The organism is Mesorhizobium sp. WSM4832 (genome assembly GCF_055811115.1).
Genome location: NZ_JBVVQH010000016.1, coordinates 65,535 through 83,707, shown reverse-complemented (window position 1 = coordinate 83,707; position 18,173 = coordinate 65,535). Strand labels below are relative to the sequence as shown.

The 18,173-nt window shown below is 62.5% G+C and carries 14 protein-coding genes; 3 read left to right on the top strand and 11 right to left on the bottom strand.

Annotated elements, in window-relative coordinates; all coding sequences use genetic code 11:
- Positions 1 to 74 precede the first annotated feature (74 nt).
- The gene (locus AC0L2L_RS22105) at positions 75 to 683 is read right to left on the bottom strand and encodes a hypothetical protein (protein WP_473581165.1); all 609 of its coding nucleotides are present in this window, start codon (positions 681 to 683) and stop codon (positions 75 to 77) included.
- Between the two features lie 332 nt (positions 684 to 1,015).
- A complete protein-coding gene (locus AC0L2L_RS22100) occupies positions 1,016 to 1,909 on the bottom strand; it encodes a LysR family transcriptional regulator (protein WP_473581164.1) in 894 nt (297 codons plus the stop codon).
- 131 nt (positions 1,910 to 2,040) lie between these two features.
- Between AC0L2L_RS22100 and AC0L2L_RS22095 the strand changes: the two genes are divergently transcribed.
- On the top strand, positions 2,041 to 2,925 hold the full coding sequence (locus AC0L2L_RS22095; protein WP_473581162.1) for an NmrA/HSCARG family protein: 885 nt from the start codon (positions 2,041 to 2,043) through the stop codon (positions 2,923 to 2,925).
- 74 nt (positions 2,926 to 2,999) lie between these two features.
- Here AC0L2L_RS22095 and AC0L2L_RS22090 read toward each other — a convergent pair whose 3' ends face one another.
- The 7 genes from AC0L2L_RS22090 to AC0L2L_RS22060 all read right to left on the bottom strand — a co-directional run bounded on the left by AC0L2L_RS22090 (position 3,000) and on the right by AC0L2L_RS22060 (position 10,742).
- Positions 3,000 to 3,650, bottom strand: a complete 651-nt coding sequence (locus AC0L2L_RS22090; protein WP_473581160.1) for a YiaD family glycine zipper/OmpA-like lipoprotein — start codon at positions 3,648 to 3,650, stop codon at positions 3,000 to 3,002.
- 135 nt (positions 3,651 to 3,785) lie between these two features.
- Positions 3,786 to 4,154 carry a GFA family protein gene (locus AC0L2L_RS22085; RefSeq protein ID WP_473581158.1) on the bottom strand — a complete coding sequence of 123 codons (369 nt, stop codon included), beginning with the start codon at positions 4,152 to 4,154 and terminating at the stop codon, positions 3,786 to 3,788.
- Between the two features lie 153 nt (positions 4,155 to 4,307).
- Positions 4,308 to 4,685, bottom strand: a complete 378-nt coding sequence (locus AC0L2L_RS22080; RefSeq protein WP_473581156.1) for a hypothetical protein — start codon at positions 4,683 to 4,685, stop codon at positions 4,308 to 4,310.
- A gap of 296 nt (positions 4,686 to 4,981) precedes the next feature.
- Positions 4,982 to 5,386: a GFA family protein gene (locus AC0L2L_RS22075; RefSeq protein ID WP_473581155.1), complete on the bottom strand. Its 405-nt coding sequence runs from the start codon at positions 5,384 to 5,386 to the stop codon at positions 4,982 to 4,984.
- Between the two features lie 154 nt (positions 5,387 to 5,540).
- A protein-coding gene (gene prfB, locus AC0L2L_RS22070) for a peptide chain release factor 2 (protein WP_473581153.1) occupies positions 5,541 to 6,672 on the bottom strand; the annotation gives its coding sequence in 2 pieces (ribosomal slippage) (positions 5,541 to 6,605 and positions 6,607 to 6,672; 1,131 coding nt in all).
- Between the two features lie 127 nt (positions 6,673 to 6,799).
- Positions 6,800 to 9,256 (bottom strand): penicillin-binding protein 1A, encoded by a 2,457-nt coding sequence (locus tag AC0L2L_RS22065; protein WP_473581152.1) that lies wholly within the window; start codon positions 9,254 to 9,256, stop codon positions 6,800 to 6,802.
- Between the two features lie 229 nt (positions 9,257 to 9,485).
- Entirely contained in the window at positions 9,486 to 10,742 is a 1,257-nt protein-coding gene (locus tag AC0L2L_RS22060) for an N-acetylmuramoyl-L-alanine amidase (RefSeq protein WP_473581280.1), read from the bottom strand.
- A gap of 646 nt (positions 10,743 to 11,388) precedes the next feature.
- Between AC0L2L_RS22060 and AC0L2L_RS22055 the strand changes: the two genes are divergently transcribed.
- Positions 11,389 to 14,301 carry an Rne/Rng family ribonuclease gene (locus tag AC0L2L_RS22055; RefSeq protein ID WP_473581150.1) on the top strand — a complete coding sequence of 971 codons (2,913 nt, stop codon included), beginning with the start codon at positions 11,389 to 11,391 and terminating at the stop codon, positions 14,299 to 14,301.
- A 184-nt stretch (positions 14,302 to 14,485) separates the two neighbouring features.
- On the opposite strand, the gene AC0L2L_RS22050 is transcribed toward AC0L2L_RS22055, so the two are convergent.
- Positions 14,486 to 15,415: a glutaminase gene (locus AC0L2L_RS22050; protein ID WP_473581149.1), complete on the bottom strand. Its 930-nt coding sequence runs from the start codon at positions 15,413 to 15,415 to the stop codon at positions 14,486 to 14,488.
- 5 nt (positions 15,416 to 15,420) lie between these two features.
- Positions 15,421 to 16,569 carry a pyridoxal phosphate-dependent aminotransferase gene (locus tag AC0L2L_RS22045; RefSeq protein WP_473581147.1) on the bottom strand — a complete coding sequence of 383 codons (1,149 nt, stop codon included), beginning with the start codon at positions 16,567 to 16,569 and terminating at the stop codon, positions 15,421 to 15,423.
- Between the two features lie 187 nt (positions 16,570 to 16,756).
- Here AC0L2L_RS22045 and AC0L2L_RS22040 point away from each other — a divergent pair, with 187 nt between their 5' ends.
- Positions 16,757 to 18,169, top strand: a complete 1,413-nt coding sequence (locus tag AC0L2L_RS22040; protein ID WP_473581146.1) for a M48 family metalloprotease — start codon at positions 16,757 to 16,759, stop codon at positions 18,167 to 18,169.
- Positions 18,170 to 18,173: the final 4 nt, after the last annotated feature.

Sequence of the window (18,173 nt, the reverse complement as noted above, 5' to 3'; positions counted from 1 at the left end):
AGACCGGCAAAGGCAGAAATAAAAGCGGCCCCAAACGGGGCCGCTTTCATTATGCGCTCCTCGCTTACCCTGCCCTACATCGGTCCGGGCATCATCTTGGTCGGCTTCTCCAGCATCGGGAAATCGGCCTTGGTGCATTTCACGTTCGGGTTCGTCGGACTGAACATGCCGTTCGGATTGTCCCTGAACAGCCAGGCGTGAAGATCATAGTGGACGAACTCCCTCGGGATGAGCGGATAGTGCCCCTCCATCGGCCCCATGAATTTCTGGCCAAACAGAGTCGGAGCCTCCTTGGTGTCCGGCGTCAGCGGCATCAGCCATTCCACGCCGACCAGTTTCAAGCCCTTTTTGGTCGGCTCGTAGATCAGGACGTTGGGTTTCATCGGGTCGAGCGGTCTGCCGATGCTCGGAACGTTGACGAAATGGATACCCATGGCGCCCTTCGGATAGTACATGGTGCCGGCTACCTTTTCGCCAGCGTAATGGACGCAACCGACGGTCGACAAATAGAGGTCGCGCACGGCGGCCGTATAGTCTTCATACTTGGCCAGCGATTTCTTCAAGGCTTCGATGTCGGCCTTGCCGGCGTCCTCGGCCTGCGCCGCGGCGGTGCCGAGCCAAGTGCCGATAAGACCTGCCAAAACGAGGACGCCGCAGCGCCCGAGGCGAGCTGTTCTTGTCATGCATTCCTCCCACATGTTTTATCTGGCCGTGCAAGACCGGGGCGGAAGATGCTGATTGCGCGGCCGGTTGTACCGCCCTGTCCCCTTTGGAACAGCATCGATGCTAATCCTTTCCGCGATTTTGGAATAGCCATGCCGAGGGCTGCGAAAGGGTGTCTGTGAGCCATTGATACCTCCTTCTTTCGGCTGACCTCGAGCGGTGCCGCCATGGACGGCGAACACCGATCGAGGCGGATCGGCGGCGATTTCAACCGTCGTGCCTCGATATCGGAGAGCCGCGTTACGCAGCGATTTCAGCAGGGCGGAACCTGGTTACGTCTGAAATCGAAGCGCTACAGGTTCTTGAGCTCCAGCCCGGCCGCCGTCATGTCCAGAAACGCGCGAACCTTGGCCGAAGAAGACCTGCCTTCCTGCCACAGCGCATGTATCGGCACCGGCAACGGCTCGAACTCCGTCAAGACCAGTTCGACGCGACCGTTGTCCACCAGATGCCTGATCTGCCAAAGCGGCGAGTAGCCCAAACCCAGTCCCTGGATTGCGGCGGCATAGATCGAGGTCATGAGATTGGATCGGAAAGTGCCCGTGACCTTCACGGTCCGAGGCTGTCCTTCAATCCGGAACATCCATTCACTCGGGCGCCCGTCAGCGTTTCGAATGAGGCAATTGTGCTCGTTCAAGTCGAAGGGATGGGCCGGTCGGTCGCGCTGTACAAAATAGGAAGGCGCGCCGAAGACAACGCGCCGCAACGCCCCCAGGCGCTTCGCCCGCAAGCTGGAATCCGGCAAATCGCCAATCCGTATCGCCAAATCGACGCCCTCTGCACCAAGATCGACGAAGCCGTCGGAAAGCTGGAGGTCAACCTCGACCCGAGGGTATATCCGCATGTATTCGGCAATGATCGGGACGAGAAAGTCCGGGCCGAACAGAACCGGCGCGCTTATGCGCAGTATCCCTGATGGCTCCAACCGCTGGTTGGCCGCTTGAAGTTTTGCTTCGTTGATCTGGTCGACCGCCGGCTTGATGCGGCGAAAAAACGTCGCTCCGGCTTCACTCGGTGTCGAACTGCGCGTCGTTCTGTGCACCAGTTCGACCCCGATGGCTTCCTCCAGCGTCGCCAGGGACCGGCTTATCGCCTGCAGCGAGCGCTTCGTACGGCGCGCGGCAGCCGTCAGGCTTCCGTGCTCGACGATTGCAATAAAGGCCTCAAGATCATCTATCCGGTTCATGGATTGTCTTCATGGATTATCCCGAATCGCGAGAGAACATATCGCAATATCGACTGATTGTAACGAAATTCATGACTTAATATTTCTTCCCTACCGGAGGTCCCGGAACAGATCGATGGAAGGGAATTGTCATGCAAGAATCCAATCCAACCGTCCTGGTAGTAGGCGCCACAGGCCGGTTTGCCGGGCTTGTCGTGCCTGAGCTGGTTCGCCGCAATGCCAAGGTTCGAGCGCTCATCCGCGACTCCGCGGATGCAGGGAAGGCGCGGCAGGTCGGAGCATCCGAGGTCGCGATTGGAGATCTGCGCAATCGTCAAAGCCTCGAAACCGCCCTTGAGGGCATAGACGGCGTCTTCCACATTGGCCCGGCCTTTGCACCCGATGAAGCGGCCATGGGTGTCGCCATGGTCGAGTCGGCGGCGGAGGCAGGCGTTCGGAAGTTCGTTTTCTCGTCGGTGATCCAGCCCACCAATGCAAAGCTGAAAAACCATGCCAGCAAGGTGCCTGTCGAAGACGCTCTCTTTTCGACGAACATGGATTACACCATTCTGCACCCTGCCAATTTCATGCAGAATATCGCAGCCGCCTGGCCATCGGTCGTCGAGCATGGCGTCTTCTCGGAGCCGTTTCCAAAGACCGCGAAGGTGGCGCGTGTCGACTACCGCGATGTCGCCGAGGTGGCGGCCATCGCGTTGACCGAAGCGCGATTGTCCTATGCCTCGCTCGAATTATGCGCCGACGGCATGCATAGCCGCGTTGAGATCGTTTCGATGATGGCTGAGGAGCTTGGTCGCCCCATAGATGCCGGCGAGCCGACATTTGGCGAATGGGCGGCAAATGTCGGCCTTCCCTACAGCGACCGCCAAAAGCAGCTCTTGGCCAAAGTCCATGACCACTATGCCAAATACGGCCTTGGCGGAAACAGTCTGACGTTGCGCGCCGTGCTCGGTCGCGAGCCGCGTTCGCTGCGAGGCTTCATTCGGGAACTGGCCCGGCAAGCGGTGGAAGTCGCGTGATCGCTTTTTTGACTGGAAGAGATTCAAACAGAAACGGCCCCAGACCGGGGCCGTTTCATGTTGGTGCCGCCTTGTCAGGTGAGCGGCGACAGCTGGATTTCGACGCGCCGGTTCTGCTCGCGGCCGACGGCCGTCGCATTGGATGCGATCGGGCGGGTCTTGCCGAAGCCGGTGACGGCGAAGCGGCGCTGGTCGACGCCCTGGCCGGACAGGTAGTTGGCGACGGCCAGCGCGCGGCGTTGCGACAGGTCGAAATTGTGCTCGTCGCCGCCGGTCGAATCGGTGTGGCCGAAGACGTCCACCGTGGTCTGGCGGAACTTCTTCAGCACCAGCGCGACCGAATTCAGCACCGGATAGAAGCCCGGCTTAACGGCATCCTGGTCCACGTTGAAGGTGATGTCGGACGGCATGTTGAGGATGATCTGGTCGCCGCTGCGGGTGACGCTGACGCCAGTGCCCTGCAGCTGACGGCGAAGCTCGGCCTCGTTCTGGTCCATCGTCGCGCCGATCGCGCCACCGGCGAGCGCGCCGATGCCGGCGCCGATCAGTGCGTTGCGGCGATCATTGCCGCCGGCGAGCAGACCAAGGCTGGCGCCTGCCAGCGCGCCAAGGCCGGCGCCGGCCGCCGTATTCGAGATTTTCTGGTCGCCGGTATACGGATCGGTGGTGGTGCAGGCACTCACCAGCAGAGCCGTCGCCACGGCGACGAGCACAGTCTTCTTCATCGGATTGGTCCCTCTCCAATTCGCGGCCTTTGCAGCCGCGCCAAATCAGCCCTTCCGCTGCTTTGTAACATAAAATGCGGCGAAAAACGGAACAGGAATGCGGCCAGCGGAGTTTCGGCGGCCGACCTCGCCCGCCTACCACAAATTCTTGCCGTCGATGACCACCACCTCGACCTTGTCCAGGTCGAAATCGTCGAACAGGCGCGAATTGACGCTGATCTTCGGGTTGTCGAAATCCGGCTTCCCGGTCGACCAGTCAGGCGTTTCAGTGAAGGTGCCGCAGCCGCATGTAGCGCAGAAACCGTGCTTTACGGTCTTCGAGCCCCAGCGATAGAAGGAGACGTTCCCTGGAGGGCTCGTAAGCTTGAATTGCGGCGGCACATAATAGGCCCATAACGACCCGCGCTTGGAGCAGAAGGAGCATGTGCATTGCGTCACAGTCTGCGGCGCTTCCGAAACCTCGAACGTCGTCGCCTTGCAGTGGCAGCTTCCCTTGATTGTCATCAGAATCACCTCTCCGTTGCCCGCCGCCACGCCGGAATTCCCGCTGGCGGCAAGGCAACATAAGAAAGCGACCCTGACAACCATCTGTCAGCAGCTTCGGCAGATATCCTGCGTGCTCGAAGTTCTCTCGCGCTTGGTGTCTGGTCGCGACGTCTAGTAGGAGGGCGGTGGCACGAACAGGCAGATTGTCTTACCTGCATCGAGCCCGGCCTGATGCGCGCACCAATGGTACTCGCCGTCGGGCGAGTTCTTGACCCGCTTGTCGGCATAGGCCACCACCTCGCCCGTGCCTTTTATGACATAGCCTTCGGGCCGCTCGCTGATCGACGACTGCGGCACCTCCTTGCAATCGTAGTTGGCGCAGCAGGCAAAGGGATATTTCCAGCCTTGTGGCATGGCCGCCGTGGGTTGCGCCTCATGCGCAGTGGCTGTCGCCGTCAGCGCGGCGATCATCTCGACCGCAAGCAGGGAAAATAAAAGTCGGCCAGCCGGTCGAACGGCTTGGGCCGATCTTGATATGGCAGCAGACATCGAAGCGTTCCTTTCGAGCATCAAGCGTTTTCGCTTGCCCGTTCCAAGAACGTATCTTCCCAGTGGCCGGATCGTCAGGCGCAGTGATGCCGCGTCCGGCCGTCAATGCTTCTATCCCACAGCCCGAATGCTGAGCTGATTCCGTGGCCGGCGCAAGAAGTGGGCGCGCCATCGTAGCGCGCCCGGGCTTAAGCTTCGGCCACGAAAAGAGCGCAGACTTGCTCGTTGAGAACCAAACGACAGGCCTGCGACCAGGGTGCCTAAGAACGAAGTTCCGCCCACCGAGGTTCCGGCCGTCAGCCGTCGACATGTTCACGATATTGCGGCAGATCGTCTGTAATCGTGAACCAAGGCGCCTTGGAACCGACGAAGATATGTGCAGTCGAGCGAATGCTTGGATCGTCCGTCAACGTCCCCATGGCGATATGGACGTAGGCGCCCTCACGCACCAATGAATAGATGAGCGAGCCGCATTGCCCGCAATGGGCGTCATGACCTGTCTCGTCACCGAAGATCAGCAACTTGTCATCGCCCGCGGTGAGACGGAACTTGTAGCGCTCGATACCGGCGAAGGGCTTGAACGCCGACCCCGTCGTTCGCCGGCAGTTCGAGCAATGGCAGTTCGCCGCGTAAGCGAACGCGTCGGCCACATCATAGTGGACGGCGCCGCAGAAGCATTTTCCTGCAAGGGTGCGAGTCACCGGCTTCCTCCACGGTTGCGAGGCACAGGTGTCGGAATCACGCCGGCCCGAAAATGGCTGGTTTCCGACAACCGAGCAGACACAGGGTCGGTGAGAACCGGAAGCGCAAGTCGCAGCGATTTGCGGACCGGCCTGACCTGAACATCAGCATATCCTAGTCGAGGTCAGCGACCGCTTCACCGGCGCCGCCTTCGATGCGATGCGATAGCGAAGCTTCCATGAACTCGTCGAGGTCGCCGTCGAGCACGCTTGACGGCGAGGTGCTTTCAACGCCGGTGCGCAGATCCTTCACCAGCTGGTAGGGCTGCAGCACATAGGAACGGATCTGGTGACCCCAGCCGATGTCGCTCTTCGACGCCTCGGTGGCATTGGCCACCGCTTCACGCTTCTTCAACTCTTCCTCGTAGAGGCGTGAGCGCAGCATTTCCCAGGCCTTGGCCTTGTTCTTGTGCTGCGAGCGTTCGGCCTGGCAGGCGACCGCAATGCCGGTGGCGATATGGGTGATGCGGACCGCCGAGTCCGTCGTGTTGACGTGCTGGCCGCCCGAACCGGACGAGCGATAGGTGTCGATGCGCACGTCCGATTCAGAGACGTCGATCTCGATCTTGTCATCGACGACTGGATAAACCCAGATGCTCGAGAAGGACGTATGGCGGCGCGCATTGCTGTCATAGGGCGAAATGCGCACCAGGCGGTGGACGCCGGATTCGGTCTTCAGCCAGCCATAGGCGTTGTGGCCCTTGATCAGCAACGTGGCGGACTTGATGCCGGCCTCTTCGCCATCGTGGACTTCCAGCACCTCGACCTTGAAGCGACGGCGCTCGGCCCAGCGCGTGTACATGCGCAGGAGCATCGAGGCCCAGTCCTGGCTCTCGGTGCCGCCGGCGCCGGCATGGACTTCGAGATAGGTGTCGTTGGCGTCGGCTTCGCCGGAAAGCAGCGTCTCGACCTGGCGGGCCTTCGCCTCGCCCTGCATCGAGCGCAGCGCTGCCTCCGCTTCCGCGATGACGCCTTCGTCGCCCTCTTCCTCGCCGAGCTCGATCAGGCCGATATTGTCTTCCAGCGCCTGCGTCATTCCCTTGACGGCGGCAATGCCATCTTCCAGCTCCTGGCGCTCCCGCATCAGCTTCTGCGCTTCGGTCGGATCGTTCCAGAGGCTGGAATCCTCGGCGCGTAAATTCAGGTATTCAAGCCGCTTTACGGCCTGATCCCAGTCAAAGATGCCTCCTCAGCAGGGTTATCGCCTGCCTGATCTCGTCGACAATGTTGAGCGTTTCCGCGCGCATGGCTTTTCGTTCAGTCCTGTTTTTTCGGTCTTTTGCGGGATAGGCGCGATACATAGGCACGGCATCGACGCCTGTAAAGCGAAATGGGCCGGCGGTTTCTCGCCGGCCCATTCGAGAATGCAAGACGTCAGTAAAGCCCGCCGCCGCCGTCCTGGATGGCCTGGTTGGCCTGTGGCGACAGCGCCCCGCCGGAACCGTTCGAGCCATCGGCGCCCATGCCGATCACCCAGTAGCTGTCGGCCGGGCCGGTGCCGGGCTTGAACGCCTCGATGATGGTGTTCGGATCGCCTTCGACGGCGCGCATGCCGGTCTTGCGGTTGATTGCGATCAGCTTCATGCCGTCCGGAACCTGGAAGTCGGTATTCGGCTTGCCGTCGAGCGCAACGCGCATGAAATCCTTGAAGATCGGGGCCGCTAGGCCGCCGCCTGTGGCGCCGTGGCCCAGGCCGCGCGGCGTGTCATAGCCCATATAGAGGCCGACAACGAGGTTCGGCGTGAAGCCGATGAACCAGGCGTCCTTCTCGTCGTTGGTCGTGCCGGTCTTGCCAGCGATGTGGCGACCGAGCTCGCCGATGGTGGCGCCGGTGCCGCGCTGGACGACGCCCTCCATCATCGAGGTGATCTGGTAGGCTGTCATCGGATCGAGCACTTGCTCGGAATTATCGACCAGCTCCGGCTCGGCCTGGTTCTTCCACTCGGTGGCGTTGCAGCCTTCGCAGCCGCGCTCGTCCTGCTTGAACACCGTCTTGCCGTAGCGATCCTGGATGCGGTCGATCAGTGACGGTTTGATCGATTTGCCGCCATTGGCCATGATCGAATAGGCCGACACCATGCGCATGACCGTGGTTTCGCCGGAGCCCAGCGCCATCGGTAGGTAGGGCGCCAGATGATCGTAGACGCCAAAACGCTCGGCATATTCGACGACCAGTTTCATGCCCATGTCGTTGGCCAGCCGCACGGTCATCAGGTTGCGCGACTTCTCGATGCCGGAGCGCAGGGTGGCCGGACCAGCGACCGTGCCGTCATAGTTCTTCGGCGTCCAGGTGGTGTTGCCGCTCTGGATGGTGATCGGGCCGTCCATGATCACCGAGGCCGGCGTATAGCCGTTGTCGAGCGCCGCCGAATAGACGATCGGCTTGAACGAGGAGCCGGGCTGGCGCATCGCCTGGGTCGCGCGGTTGAACTCGGACTGCGCGTAGGAGAAGCCGCCGACCATCGCGAGCACGCGGCCGGTATGCGGATCCATGGCGACGAGGCCGCCCTCGACCTCCGGCACCTGGCGCAGCATGTAGGTGTTGTCGGATCCGTCATTCTTCTGCACGAAGACCACATCTCCGGGTTCCAGCACTTCCGCCGGAGACTTCGCCCTCACGGACTTGCCGTTGACGAAGTGGCGCATGGCGAAACCCATGTCGTCCTTGCTGACGGTTCCCTGGACGCGCTCCTTGACGAGATCGCCGGAGGCCTGGCGCGTCGGCTGCAGGCCGATGGTCAGGCCATCGGCTGAACTGTCGAGCACGACGGCCAAACTCCATTCCGGCACGTCCTCGAGGCCTTTCACATTGCCGAGCGGCACGCCCCAGTCGCCGGAAACGTCGATATGCGTCACCGGTCCGCGATAGCCGCGCAGCATGTCGTATTTGAGCAGGCCGCTCTGCAACGACTTGCGAGCGATAAGCTGGATCTTGGGATCAAGCGTGGTGCGCACCGACAGACCGCCCTCGTAGAGCGCATTCTCGCCATAGCGGGCGATGATCTGGCGGCGGACTTCCTCGGTGAAATACTCGCCGGCAAACAGATAGGAGCCGTTGCGGCGCAGCGTCACGCCGAGCGGTTCGGCCTTGGCCTTGTCGCCTTCCTCGCGGGTGACGTAGCCATTCTCGACCATCTGGTCGATGACCCAGTTGCGGCGCTCCAGCGCGCGGTCCGCGTGCTTGAAGGGATGGTAATTGCTTGGGCCCTTCGGCAGCGAGGCGAGATAGGCCGCTTCGGCGACAGTCAGCTCGTTGACCGACTTGTCGAAATAGGTGAGCGCGGCACCCGCGACGCCATAGGCGCCGAAGCCGAAGAAGATTTCGTTGAGGTAGAGCTCGAGGATGCGGTCCTTCGAATAGGCCTGCTCGATGCGGAAGGCCAGGATCATCTCCTTGATCTTGCGCTCATAGGTCTGGTCGGAGCTGAGCAGGAAGTTCTTCGCCACCTGCTGCGTGATCGTCGAAGCGCCGACCTGCCGCCGGCCCGAGCCGAAATTCTGCAGGTTGACGACGATGGCGCGGCCAAGGCCGGTGATATCGATGCCGGGATGGTTGTAGAAGTTCTTGTCCTCGGCCGACATGAAGGCGGCCTTGACGCGGTCGGGGATTGCCTGGATCGGCAGATAGAGACGCCGCTCGCGCGCATATTCGGCCATCAGCGCGCCGTCGGAGGCATGAATGCGTGTCGTCACCGGCGGTTCGTATTTGGCCAGAACCTCGTAATCGGGCAGGTCCTTCGTCAGCTGGCTGATGTAGATGGCAAGGCCGGCCGCCACCAGCAGCGCCAGCGTCGTGCCGATGCCAAAGAAATAGCCGATGAGACGAATCATGCCCGCTCCAGTCCGAGGTTCGGGAATTTCCTAAACGAAGCCGACAGTCGCGCAAGCTTCCCGGGGCGGTCCCAATCCGCAATCAAAAACCCATGTCGCGACCATGTGGACAAAATACGGCAGCGCGAAATTTGAGGACTCGGCTGCCGAATAATAACGCCGGGTGTTGTCGTCATGCAACGCTGCTTGTGGTTGTAGACGTCCGGCGGTTGTGAACGGGTGCGGCCGGTCAGCCGCCTGTCGCGGTTCCTGCCTTGGCGGCGGCAAACAGGGCAATGGCGTTGGTTATGCTTTGGGCCGCCTTGCCGCGCCAGTCGGCGTTGAGCAGTTGCGCCTCGTCCCTGGCGTTGGAGAGGTAGCCAAGCTCGACCAGAACGGACGGCACGTCCGGAGCCTTGAGCACCCTGAAGCCGGCCGCACGCTGCGGGTTGTTGATGAGGCCGACGCTGCTCGACAGCTGGCCGACCAGCGTATGGGCGAAGCTCATCGAGAAACCATGGGTTTCACGGCGGATCAGGTCGATCAGGATGTCGGTGACTTCCTTGTTTTCATCCTCGATCTTCATCCCGGCGAACTGGTCGGACAGGTTTTCGCGATCGGCGAGCGCCTGGGCTTCGGGGTCGGATGCTTTATCCGACAGCGTGTAGACGGTGGCGCCGCGAAGACCTTTGACGGCGATCGTATCGGCATGGATCGAGATCAGCAGGTCGGCCTCGTGCTGGCGGGCGATGCGCACGCGCTCATCGAGCGGCAGGTAAACGTCGTTGTCGCGCGTCATATAGACATCGTATTTGCCGACCGCGGCCAGCTTGTCGCGCAGTTCCTTGGCAAAAGCCAGCGTGACGTCCTTCTCGATTGTGCCGGCGGAGCTTTCGGCGCCGCCGTCGACACCACCATGGCCCGGGTCGATAACCACCGTGAAGCGATGGCCGGGCGCCGAGACCGGTCCGGTGCCGACCCGTTCGCCTTTTTCGGTGGAAACCGTCGAACCTGTCGTCAGCGCCTGGTTGGCCAGAGCATCGTCGAACTCCCGCTCCGAGGCGGCCGACATATCGATGGCAATGCGGTAGCCGTTGCCGTCGTCGTTCTTGAGCACGTCGAGCTTGTCGACCGCGAAGGGGCCCTTACCGGTGAGGATCAGGCGCGAACCATGTCCCTGATCGCCATAGCGGACAGCCCGCACAAGGCCACGCGGCTTCACATCCTTGGTGTCGAGAGCGAATCGCGTTCGCGGCAGATCGACAACCAGGCGATTGGGACCGCGCAGCAAGAACCATTTGACGTCCGGCTCGCGGTCGAAGTTCACGACGATGCGCATCTTGGTGGCGTCGCCGGCCATCTTGTAGCCGGTCGCGCCAAGCACGGCGTCGGCACGCGCTGCGGCTGTGAAACAGAACAGGACCGCCAGCAGCAAGGCAGCCCAGGCCACGCGCGGGAAATGCGCCGCGGCCCCACCCCTCTTGTCTGCGGTGCCTGCCAGTCCCATCTCTTTCCAGTCGCTCCCGGTTTGACGCATTGCGCCCGGTCTTCTCGCAGAGTGCCTGTCAGCCACCAACTCGATTAACGATTGGTATTCAGAGAAGGTTAACCAAGCCTTTCATGGAGTGGGACGAAGGCGCCTTCCCCTGCGGAAGCGCTTTTTGCCGGCATCCGAAATCGGGGTTGCCTTCCATCCCGCCAAATCATAAAAGCGACGTTGGATCACTGCAATCCTGGAACCGCTCGCCTTAGCAGTTTCCTGCCAAAGGTCGGATGCAAAGGCGGCTCCTTTACCCTTCCAGGCTCAGGTGGTCGCGACGATTTTCGCAGGCGTGCCCTCGTGGCGGGGGAATCGCTTGCGTGAGGAAAACGGCCGGGTTTGCCCCGCGCCGGCTCTTTGTGAGCAAACAAGCTGGTCCGGCTCAAGTCCGGGCTTTGGTTCAAAAGGTTCTGCTGGGTGCCGATGGCTTCAAGCGCAATCATGGAAAGGTCCGCATCAAACCGCGCCATAATGGCTGCGGGCGGCACCGCCATTGCGCTCAAGCGGCGGCCGGCGGACATTCAATTATCCGGCAAGCACACAAGTATTGGCGCACAGCGGCGGGCTCTGCCACGCCAGCTGCGGCCATCGGCTGCCGACAGGAAACAAAATAATGCCCAACAAGATGCTAATAGACGCCTCCCACCCGGAGGAAACACGCGTTGTTGTCGTTCGCGGTAACCGCATCGAAGAATTCGACTTTGAATCCCAGGACAAGAAGCAGCTCAAAGGAAACATCTACCTGGCCCGCGTAACCCGGGTCGAACCTTCCCTCCAGGCAGCCTTTGTCGAATATGGCGGCAACCGTCACGGTTTTCTCGCCTTCAGTGAAATTCACCCCGATTACTATCAGATCCCGGTCGCCGACCGTCAGGCTCTGTTGCGCGCCGAAGCGCAGGAGGCAGAGGACGAAGACGACGAGGAAGCCGAGAACGGCGAAGAGCAGCAGGCGCGCGACCGCGGCGGCCGGCGCAGCCGTCGGCGCGGCGGCAAGAACCGCGACCGTGGCGAGCACAAGCACGCTTCCTCGGAAAATGGGGAAAGCCCGGCTGAAGCCGCGGCAGCTGACGAAACCGCAGCCGAGGCTGCCTGGAACGAGGAAGCTGGCGGCGAGACCGCCGATGCCCCGGCAGAAAATGCCGAAACAGTTTCCGAAGCCGTCGAAGTCGCGTCGGAAACGGCTGAAGAATCCGCAGCAGGGAATGACGAGGATGGCAAGCCATCGGAAGGTGGCCCCACCTCGATTGCCGCAAACATCGAGGCAGACGTGGTTTCCGAGGCGGTCCCGCAGACCGATCAGCCCGAGCAGAGTGGCGAAGCCGCAGCCAGCGACGATGATCGCGGCATGCTGGAGGATGTCTCGGCCTCGCATTCGGACGAGCACGAGGTCGAATCGGTCGGCGCTGAAGACGCGCTCGAGGAAATCCGCAACCGCCGCAAGCCGGTGCGCCGCCAGTACAAGATCCAGGAAGTCATCAAGCGCCGCCAGATCCTGCTGGTGCAGGTGGTCAAGGAAGAGCGCGGCAACAAGGGCGCAGCGCTTACCACCTATCTTTCGCTTGCCGGTCGCTACTCGGTGCTGATGCCGAACACGGCGCGCGGTGGCGGCATCTCGCGCAAGATCACCAATGCCCAGGACCGCAAGCGGCTGAAGGAGGTCGTGTCCGACCTCGACGTGCCGCAGGGCATGGGCGTCATCCTGCGCACCGCCGGTGAAAGCCGCACCAAGGCGGAGATCAAGCGCGACTACGAATATCTGATGCGGCTGTGGGAAAACGTCCGCAACCTGACGCTGCAGTCCTCCGCCCCTGCCTTGGTCTATGAGGAAGGCAGCCTGATCAAGCGCTCGGTGCGCGACCTCTACAACAAGGACATCGACGAAATCCTGGTCTCCGGCGAGGACGGCTATCGCGAGGCCAAGGACTTCATGCGCATGCTGATGCCGAGCCACGCCAAGGTGGTTCAGCCGTTCCGCGACACGACGCCGATCTTCGTGCGCAACGGCATCGAGGCGCAGCTCGACCGCATGCTGCAGCCGCAGGTGACGCTGAAGAGCGGCGGCTACATCATCATCAACCAGACAGAGGCACTGGTTTCGATCGACGTCAACTCCGGCCGCTCCACCAAGGAGCATTCGATCGAGGAGACCGCGCTCCACACCAACCTGGAAGCGGCCGAGGAAGTCGCGCGCCAGTTGAGGCTGCGCGACCTTGCCGGCCTCATCGTCATCGACTTCATCGACATGGAGGAGAACCGTAACAACCGCTCCGTCGAGAAGCGGTTGAAGGATCACCTCAAGAACGACCGCGCCCGTATCCAGGTCGGCCGAATCTCGCATTTCGGCCTGATGGAAATGTCGCGCCAGCGCATCCGCGCCAGCGTGCTGGAATCGACCATGAAGCCCTGCCCGCATTGCGGCGGCACGGGCCATGTGCGATCCGATTCCTCCGTGGCGCTGATGGTGGTGCGGGCGATCGAGGAATTCCTGCTCAAGGATTCGCGCAGCCATATCATCGTGCGCACGCCGTCGGCGACCGCGCTCTATGTACTCAACCACAAGCGCGCCAATCTTGTGGAGCTCGAAGCCCGCTTCGGTCTGACGATCACGATCGAGGCTGACGAAACCCTCGGCACCCAGCACTACGCGATCTTCCGCGGCGCAATTGCCGAGAAGCCGGAGGGCTTTGTCGAGGTGCGCAGCCTGCCGGCCTATGCCGAGCCGGAAGAGCCCGAAGACGAGATCGTCGCCGAAGAGGAAGAGGAAGTTTCGGTCCAGGCCGAACAGCCGCGCCATCCGCAGCAGGGCCAGCAGCAGCGGTCCGAGGACGGCGAAGGCCGCGATCGCAAGCGCCGCAAGCGCCGGCGGCGGCGCGGCGGCAGGGATCGCGACCGTGAGCACAACGGCGATGCCGAGGCTGCATCGACGGAAGCTGGCGAAGCCGATGACGATGCGACAGAAGAGGCCGTCGAGGAGGTGACCGCCGGCGGCGACGCCGTGGCGGCCGCTGCCGACGACGGTTCCGGCAAGAAGCGCCGGCGCGGGAAGCGCGGCGGCAAACGCAACCGCCGCGAGGACGAAGCCTCAGAGGCCGTTGCCGGCGAAGCTGTTAGCGACATCGAGGGTGAAGCGGCGCAAGGCGAGGACGCGGTTAGCGAGCCGGCAATAGCGGCTCCGGCGGAAGAGCCTGTCGCTCCCGCTGCGGCCAATGACGATGCCGAGGCGGTCGAAAAGCCGAAGAAGCCCCGCCGTTCGAGGGCTAAGAAGGCAGCCGAGGAAACCGTGGCCGAGACGGTGTCCGAACCTGTAGCCGAAGCCCAGGTCGCGCCCGTGGCTGCCGAGCCGGCAGCTGCCGCGGCGGCGCCCGAGGCGGAGGCTGCGGCCAATGCCCATCCGACGCGGCGCAAGCAGCAGCCGATCGACGCGCCGGTTGTTCCGGTCGTGTCCTCGAACGTGTCCGATGAGGCCAAGAAGACCGAGGACAAGCCGAAGCGCGCCGGCTGGTGGCAGCGCAAGGGTTTTTTCTAAACCTTTCAGATCGTTAGACTGATCTTTTAAAAGTCCCGCGCCGCGTCCGGCGCGGGATTTTTCATTTCTCCGATGGCCTCCGCACAGTTTCCTACGGAAACCGCCGCGCACTTTTCCTGGAGTTGGTTTTCGCCTGAGCAATTCCGGACGGAAAACCGCTCTACACTTTTCCTGGAATTGCTTTTTAAGGCGCGAAGATCGACCAGTTCATCATCCGGGCGAGCTTCTCCAGGGCGATGGAGCCGAGCTTGGAGTTGCCGTTCTCATTGAGGCCGGGCGACCACACCGCCAGCGAAGCCACGCCCGGCACGATGCCAAGGATGCCGCCGCCGACGCCGCTTTTGCCGGGAATGCCGACGCGGAAGGCGAAATCGCCGGAGCCGTCATAATGGCCGCAGGTCAGCATCAGCGCGCCGATGCGGCGGGCCCGTTCAGCCGACACGACGGAATGTCCGGTCGCCGGGTTCCTGCCGCCATTGGCGAGGAAGCGGCCGGCCATGGCAAGCTGGCGGCAACTCATGGCAATCGCGCAATGATGGAAATAGACGCCCAGCGCCAGCTCCGGCTCATGATGCAGATTGCCGAAGGATTTCATATAGTTGGCCAGGGCGAAGTTGCGGTAGCCGGTGGCCCGCTCGGATGCCGCCACGTCGCGGTCGATGATGATCGTCTCGTCATCGGCGAGGAACTGGATGAAGCGCAGGATTTCGCCGATCGCCTCGCGCGGCTGATGGCCGGCGAGCAAAACATCGGAGACGACGATGGCGCCGGCATTGATGAATGGATTGCGCGGGATGCCGTTCTCATGCTCGAGTTGGACGATCGAGTTGAACGGATTGCCGGACGGCTCGCGGCCGACGCGGTGCCAGAGCGCGTCGCCGACCTTGCCCAGAGCTAGCGTCAGGGCGAAGACTTTCGAGACGCTCTGGATCGAAAAGGGCTGATCGGCGTCGCCGGCAAGGATGACGCGGCCATCATTGGTCACGGCGGCGAGGCCGAATTTCTTCGGATCGACCTTGCCGAGCTGCGGGATGTAAGTCGCCACCTCGCCGCGATCTGTACGCTCCGCCATTTCGGCGGCCACTTCGGCCAATGCTTGTTCGAGTTCCGGCATGGCTGCTATTTCAGCCAGCGTTCGATGCGCGCCAGCGCCTCGACCATGTCGTCATGGCTGGCGGCATAGGAAAAGCGCATGGTGCGGTGCCCCTGCAGCGGGTCGAAATCGCGGCCGGGCGTCGCCGCGACATGCGCCTCGGCAAGCATTTTGCGCGCGAAAGCCATGCTGTCATTGGTGTGGCGGGTGACGTCGCAGAAAGCATAGAAGGCGCCGTCCATCGGTGCGGCGAGCGCGAAGCCGAGTTCCGGCAACCGCTGCATCAGAAGATCGCGGTTCCAGGCATAGCGCGCCTTCACCTTTTCCAATTCCTCCGTTGCCTTGAAAGCCTCGATCGCGGCGACCTGCGACAATTCCGGCGGCGAGATGTAGAGGCTCTGGGCGACACGCTCGACCGGCCGCACCAGTTCTTCGGGCAGCACCATCCAGCCAACGCGCCAGCCGGTCATGCAATAGTATTTCGAGAAGGAGTTGATCACGGTGACGCCGGCGCCATGCGCCAGCGCGGTGACATCGGGCGCCGCGTAGGCCAGCCGGTGGTAGATTTCGTCCGAGATCACGGCGATGCCGAGTTCCTCAGCCGTCCTCACCAGCGCCGCAAGTTCGTCCGCCGGAATCACCGCGCCGGTCGGATTGGCGGGGCTGGCGAACAGCACGCCTTTCAGCGGCTTCTCGCGATACGCGGCCTTCAGGTGCTCGGCATGCAGGTAGGCATCCGAGCCGAGCTCGATCTCGACGATCTCGATGCCGAGCGCGGCCATGATGTTGCGGTAGGCAGGATAGCCGGGCGCGGCGATGGCGACGCGGTCGCCCGGATCGAACATCGCCAAGAAAGCCAGGTTGAAGGCGGCCGACGAGCCGGTCGTGACCGCAACGCGCGACGGCGCGACGTCGATTCCGTAATGCTCGCCATAGTGCGCGGCTATCGCCTTGCGCAGGTTAGCCAGACCCAAAGCGTCGGTGTAGCCGATGCGGCCGTGTCTCAGAGCCGCGGCTGCCGCCGCGCGGACGCCTACCGGCGCGGGGTCGGATGGCTGGCCGACAGCCATCGACACTACGGGCACGCCTGTGGCCTTCAGCCGGTTCGCTTCGGCCAGGATATCCATGGCGTGGAACGGCTCGACTTCCCCCCGGCGCGAAAGCGAAACGACCATTTGACCTCTTCCAACTGCCCTTATTCGGCGAAATCCCGGACACAAACCGTCGTGGACTTGTCCTTGAACTGCCCCAGTTCAAGGGCAGCGCCGCACAAATGCCCGATTGATGTGGGGATCACAAGCACGCAGGAAGTTACCGGCGCCGACTTTTCATCTTTCGCCCGCTCGTCTACCAAGTGGACCTATGTTGAGCCGACCCCGACCATTGATTGGCAAATCGAAATCTCTCAGCCGAACCGTGCGCGGCTTCGCGACGCTTCTGCTTGCAGCGACTGTCGCCGCCTCAAGCTCGGTCAGCGCCCTCGCGCAAGGCGTACCGGTGGTGCGCGACGCCGAGATCGAGGCGCTGGTGCGTGACTATGCCCGGCCGATCTTCAAGGCGGCGGGGCTTGCCAATGACGGAATCGACATCGTCCTGGTCAACGATCAAAGTTTCAACGCCTTCGTCACCGGACGGCGCCTGTTCATCAACACCGGCGCGCTGGTGACCGCCGAAACGCCGAACGAGATCATCGGCGTTATCGCGCACGAGGCCGGCCATATCGCCGGCGGACACCAGCAGAAATTGCGCGACCAGCTCGACCGCGCCAAGACCATGGCCATCATCGCCACGCTGCTCGGCGCCGGCGCCATGGTTGCCGGCGCCACCACCAACAGCCGCGGCCTGGCGGGCGCCGGCATGGGGGTTGCCGCTGGCGGCGGCGAGATGGCACAGCGCAGCATCCTTGCCTATCAGCGCACCGAAGAGATCACCGCCGACCGCTCGGCGATCACCTATCTGAACGCCACCGGCCAGTCCGGCATGGGCATGCTCAAGACCTTCGGTCGCTTCCAGAGCGCGCTGTCGCTGGCCGGCACCCAGGTCGACCCCTACCGCATCAGCCATCCGATGCCGCAGGAACGCATCGCCAACCTCGAAGCGCTCGTCAAGCAAAGCCCTTTCGTCAACGCCGTCGACCCGTCGGCGCTGCAGCAGCGGCATGACATGATGCGCATCAAGATTGCCGCCTATATGCAGGGCCAGGCGGCCGTTGCGCGGCTGATGCGCAAGAACCCGACCAGCCTCGCCTCGCGCTATGGCGACGCGCAGCAGACCTATCTCTATGGCAATCCGGGCGTAGCGTTGACCAAGACGGCGGCGCTGATCAAGGAGCAGCCGAAGAACCCCTATTTCCAGGAATTGCGCGGCGACATCCTTATGAAGATCAACAAGCCGAAGGACGCGGCGGACGCCTATTCCAAGGCGGTCAGCCTCGATCCCGCGCGCTCCGGATTGTTGTCGGTTTCTCTCGGCCAGGCGCTGATGGCGGCGGGCACGCCCGATTCGCTGAAGAAAGCCGTCACCCAGCTCAACAGCGGCGTGGGGCGGGACAAGGAAAATTCCGAAGCTTATCGCTTCCTTGCGCAGGCATATGGCGAGCTCGGCGACATTCCGGCCGCCGATCTCGCCACCGCCGAGGGCCACTACTATGCGGGCGACTATAAAAACGCCAAAATATTCGCCATGCGCGCTCAACAGAAATTGAAACGCGGCGAACCCCGCTGGGTCCGTGCTCAGGATATCATAAACTACACGCCATCGAACAAACTGAAATGAACCT